5 protein-coding genes are annotated in these 4,686 nt (G+C 44.8%); 1 reads left to right on the top strand and 4 read right to left on the bottom strand.

What is annotated here, in order from left to right; all coding sequences use genetic code 11:
* Positions 1-393: 393 nt before the first annotated feature.
* Positions 394-1,089, bottom strand: a complete 696-nt coding sequence (locus H1A14_RS22870; protein WP_194778639.1) for an XRE family transcriptional regulator — start codon at positions 1,087-1,089, stop codon at positions 394-396.
* Positions 1,090-1,306: 217 nt separating this feature from the next.
* Between H1A14_RS22870 and dinB the strand changes: the two genes are divergently transcribed.
* The gene (gene dinB, locus H1A14_RS22865) at positions 1,307-2,497 is read left to right on the top strand and encodes a DNA polymerase IV (protein ID WP_194778640.1); all 1,191 of its coding nucleotides are present in this window, start codon (positions 1,307-1,309) and stop codon (positions 2,495-2,497) included.
* Positions 2,498-2,507: 10 nt separating this feature from the next.
* Here dinB and H1A14_RS22860 read toward each other — a convergent pair whose 3' ends face one another.
* The 3 genes from H1A14_RS22860 to H1A14_RS22850 all read right to left on the bottom strand — a co-directional run bounded on the left by H1A14_RS22860 (position 2,508) and on the right by H1A14_RS22850 (position 4,514).
* Entirely contained in the window at positions 2,508-2,732 is a 225-nt protein-coding gene (locus H1A14_RS22860; protein ID WP_194778638.1) for a hypothetical protein, read from the bottom strand.
* A 193-nt stretch (positions 2,733-2,925) separates the two neighbouring features.
* Positions 2,926-3,363, bottom strand: a complete 438-nt coding sequence (locus tag H1A14_RS22855) for a hypothetical protein (RefSeq protein ID WP_194778637.1) — start codon at positions 3,361-3,363, stop codon at positions 2,926-2,928.
* Positions 3,364-3,368: 5 nt separating this feature from the next.
* Complete coding sequence (locus H1A14_RS22850) at positions 3,369-4,514, bottom strand: DUF4221 family protein (RefSeq protein WP_194778636.1); 1,146 nt, start codon at positions 4,512-4,514, stop codon at positions 3,369-3,371.
* Positions 4,515-4,686: the final 172 nt, after the last annotated feature.

Below are 4,686 nucleotides of genomic sequence, written 5' to 3'. Positions count from 1 at the left end.
GGACAACTGAAAAAAGCTCAAAGCTCAAAGCTGAAAGTAGGGACCTCGACAACATGACAACCTGAAAAAAGCTGAAAGTTGGAAAACAGAAAACAGAAAATCAGGATATCAGAGAATCAGATAACTGGACAACTGAAAAAAGCTCAAAGCTCAAAGCTCAAAGCTGAAAGTAGGGACCTCGACAACATGACAACCTGAAAAAAGCTGAAAGTTGGAAAACAGAAAACAGAAAATCAGGATATCTGAGAATCAGGTAACTGGACAACAGAGAAAAAGCTGAAAGTTCAAAGCTCAAAGCTGAAAGTAGGGACCTCGACAAGATGACAACCTGAAAAAAGCTCAATTCCCAATTCCCAATTCGTAACTCGTAACTCGTAACTCGTAAATCCAACCCTACACCATCATCAGCCTGTACATCCACACTTCTCTCACATCCTGCATGTCCACATAGAAGGGTTTGTAGACCGGATTGCTGGAACATAGGAGCAGACGGCCCTTGTCTTTGATTTGGTTGTAGGCGATCTTGAGGGTGACCCCGTCCTGTTCGGTGACCACCACGTATTTTCCCCCGTCCTTGATCGCTGTCCAGTCATCCATGTATGCACAGACGATCCAGGCCCCGTCCGGAATGGGCAGCATGGAGTCCCCGTCCACCTGGAATACCCGGTGCTTTTTGTCCTGCGGCAAAAAGGGAAGTGAAAATCGGGGCAACTCCTCTATAAAATCCGGATCAGAAAATCCCGCCAAGTAAGAGGCCTTGGCCTTCTGGGACACCACTTCTATCAGCTCTCTCCCATCGGCATCCACCGTGGTGGTGAGTATGCGCAAGTTGCGTCCCCGGAGGAAATTGTCCGTTTCTATCAACTGCCGCAGCTTGTACTCGGAAAGCTGGGCCAGGTCCTTCCGCAGCAACACATCCACCGATACGCCCAGGTAATCGGCAAGTGTCAACAAGGTCTCCAAAGGAGGACTGATGTTGAGTTCGTACCCTGCTAGCTTGGACCTGCTGATCCCCACCGCCTGTGCCATGGTCTCCTGGGTAACGCTTTTTTTCTTCCGAAGAAATTTGAGGTTGGAATGGAGGTTCATTTTCTGATGGTTTTTGTTGATGAAATGGGGCAGAAACAACTTTCAGCTGCTCGGGCTATTTTGGAATGGTACGTTTTTTACAGTACAATACTGCTACGCTATCCGCATTTCCACTGCAACCCTCCTACCAGTAAAATATATTTCTGCTTTAATTCACTCAAATATAAATGATTTTGTTTAAATTATAAACTATAAAATGTTAAAATAATTGACAAAAATGGAGAGTGGGAGAAGCATTGTGCACATGGATCTGGATTCTTTTTTTGTATCGGTGGAGCGGCTGTATGACGACCGGCTCAAGGGCAAGCCCATCCTGATCGGAGGTTCGGGAGACCGGGGGGTGGTGGCTTCCTGCAGCTATGAGGCGAGGAGATTTGGGGTACACTCGGCCATGCCCATGCGTACGGCAAGGCAGCTCTGCCCCGAGGCCCTGATCATCCGGGGGGATTTTGAAAAATACAGCCAAAAATCCCATGAAGTCACCGAGATCATCCGGGAGGAAGTGCCTTTGTTCGAAAAATCCTCTATTGATGAGTTCTATATCGATTATACGGGCATGGACCGTTTTTTTGGCTGCTTCAAGATGGCGGGCGAACTCCGTCAAAAGATCATAAAGGAAAGTGGCCTGCCCATTTCGCTGGGGCTATCGGAAAACAAGACCGTATCCAAAGTCGCCACCGGGGAAGCCAAACCCAACAACGAAAAACAAATCCTCCGCGGACAGGAGAAGCCTTTTCTGGCCCCCCTGTCCGTGCGCAAGATTCCCATGATCGGGGAAAAAACCTCCCAGACCCTCTACAACATGGGGGTCAAAAAAGTGCAGACCCTACAGGTCATGCCTTCGGAGCTTTTGGAGGCCACCTTCGGGAAAAACGGCCGCATGATCTGGGAAAAATCCAACGGGATCGACCGTTCCCTGGTCACCCCCTACTCCGAGGCCAAGTCCATTTCCTCGGAAAACACCTTCGAGCAGGACACCATCGACGTGCGCATGCTGGAAGCCCACCTGATCGCCATGACCGAACAACTCAGCTCCAAGCTGCGGCTAAAACAGCAGCTTACCGCCTGTGTCAGCGTCAAGATCCGTTATTCGGATTTTGATACCCATACGGTACAGCAGCGGATCCCCTATACTTCCACAGACCATACCTTGATCGCTGTGGTCAAAGACCTTTTCAAAAAGCTCTACCACCGCCGTCTGCTGATCCGCCTGATCGGGGTACGTTTCAGCCACCTGGTACATGGCAACTATCAGATCAACCTGTTCGAAGATTCCGAGGAACAGATCCGACTCTACCAGGCCCTCGACCGGCTGAACAGCAAATACGGAGACAAGACCGTCTGCCGTGCCATCGGCATGCAGGTGGGCAGACGGAGGTTTAATCCTTTCAGCGGGGTAGAGATTTAAGCCTAAATCTTTATTGCCAAAATATCCATATAATTATCCGGGGACACGGTATGGAAAACAGTGCCTGATAAGCCGCTTCAATTCCGGAAGGAAGCGAAGCCCTCCTTCTGGGATTCCACTTGGCCTCAAAAGCATGGATCAGTCCTCCCCTTTCCTCCAGCCAATCCAACTCCATGCCTGTGGTAGTTCTCCAGAAATAGACATTTGCCTTTATGCTGCTGTATCGCAAAATCATGCAATCCTTCGATCATAACCGAAAATAAATATGTATTTTTTCGATTATAATCGAAAATAAACATGTTATTTTTCGGTTAGGTAAATAATTCAAACTCGTGAAGGTATATGGCCGGTCCATCAACTGCCGAAACGGCAATTCAAAAAAGGCCCGGAAAACACATCATGAAACTCCTGCCACAAACCCATTTGTATTATTCAATGAGGGGCTGTTCCAAATCATCAATTAAGGATTGGTACTCCAAAAAATCGTAGATAAGGATGTTTTCATTCCTAATCAATGCCAATTGATCATTTCTCCCCACCAAACGAAAATCATAGGCGATATCGGCAGTGTCCCTGAAGACATCATCCCTGATAAAAAGTCGAGGAAAATTGTCTTTTGTCTCTCGGCTTACTTCTCTCCTGAATATCAATGCGGTTTGGGCGGGCCAATTTTCAAGGACAAAACCATAAAAACCCTCTTTACAGGGTTCACATCCAAAATCCAGCACTAATACCGTTTGGCTGTATTCCGCGCCTGAAATATCCAAAACGGATTGATATTCTTCGAACCCACCCGGTCTACACGCCGACATGCCAACCCACAGAAAAAAAATCCCCGAAGTCAAGATGGAAACCGATCTAAACATGGCTACTATTGTTTTTCCAAACTGAATACCGCGTACCTTAAACTGTCTTCCGTATAACCCTCATTAAAATGGTTATTGGCCGATAGATACAACCCATCTTTACCGACAAAGAAATTAGAAAAAGTGTAGACCTCATTCTTTTCGAACAGGTGTTCGCCTAGCACATTTAATTCAAGATCCAAAATCATAACCCCCATATAAGGCCTAGACCAATTGAGCATTCTCATCTTTTCTACTGGCATGTCTTCCTCAATCAATTCAACCCCTGGTAGAAAAAGACGATATAAAACCTCCCTGTAAGGGTCATAAATCAAGCCGTTATATTTGTCAAAAGAAAGATCACCTGACAACCCTTCATGGATACTTGATGGTATGGCATCCACATAATTAAACCGATTGATATGTTTGGATTTGACAACCTTCTTTTTCTCGATTTTACCCGAGTTCATGTCAAACACCTGTATTTCATGATCATATAGCGGTGAAAGATAAAGCTTATTCTCCCTGTGAGCCCACGAAAAATCAGTTAGCTTTTTTCCTTTATCCCAGTAATCATCTGAATAAAACACATCATACCATTCAGTGACATCGGATTTGATATCATAACTGTAGATAAGTTGGTGTTTCCTTATATCCGCTTTATCCATACCATGATGGTTCATAAAATAAGGCTGAGGCCCGAAAAGTTTGTTTCCTCTTTGTATAATAGGCCTATGTAAATCAGACATCAAAGCAGATACAGGAAAAAGATCATTCTCCACTTTCCGTTTCAAAAGTAGCTCACCATTGAAATTGACTAATCCAATACCTGCTGGCGCAAAAGTCATCCAAATAGAATCAATTGTGGTCAAGAATCCTCCCGTCCTTCCCCTAAGACTATTTGGTCCTTCATTGGTATTCATTGGTATTTCCACTTTGGTTTTTCCGGTTTGAAAATCCATAAATAAGTAATTTTTACCAATTGAATTATAAAAAAACAAATACTTCCCTGAATCTGACTCAACTAACTGGGCAAGAGACGGGTTGACAAATACGATTCCCTCAGGTACTAAAGAAACCTCACCTGTCTTTTTTAATTTATAAGTTAAAGTTTGCGACTTCTTGCCACAGCTAAAAGCACAGCATATCGCAATGAAATATATCCACCTCATATTAAAATCAAATTAATTAACAAACCGTTGCACCGAATTTAATTCGATGCACCAATTTCCTTACGTAAATCAATGATCTACCTCGCCTTCACAGAAACAAGGTTGGTGAAAAACCAATACGACACATCCATCAGCATCACCACCAGGATTATCGTGCCATTGGCACCACATC

Source organism: Pararhodonellum marinum, assembly GCF_015354735.1.
Classification (GTDB): domain Bacteria; phylum Bacteroidota; class Bacteroidia; order Cytophagales; family Cyclobacteriaceae; genus Pararhodonellum; species Pararhodonellum marinum.
This window is presented reverse-complemented; position numbering and strand designations above follow the sequence as displayed.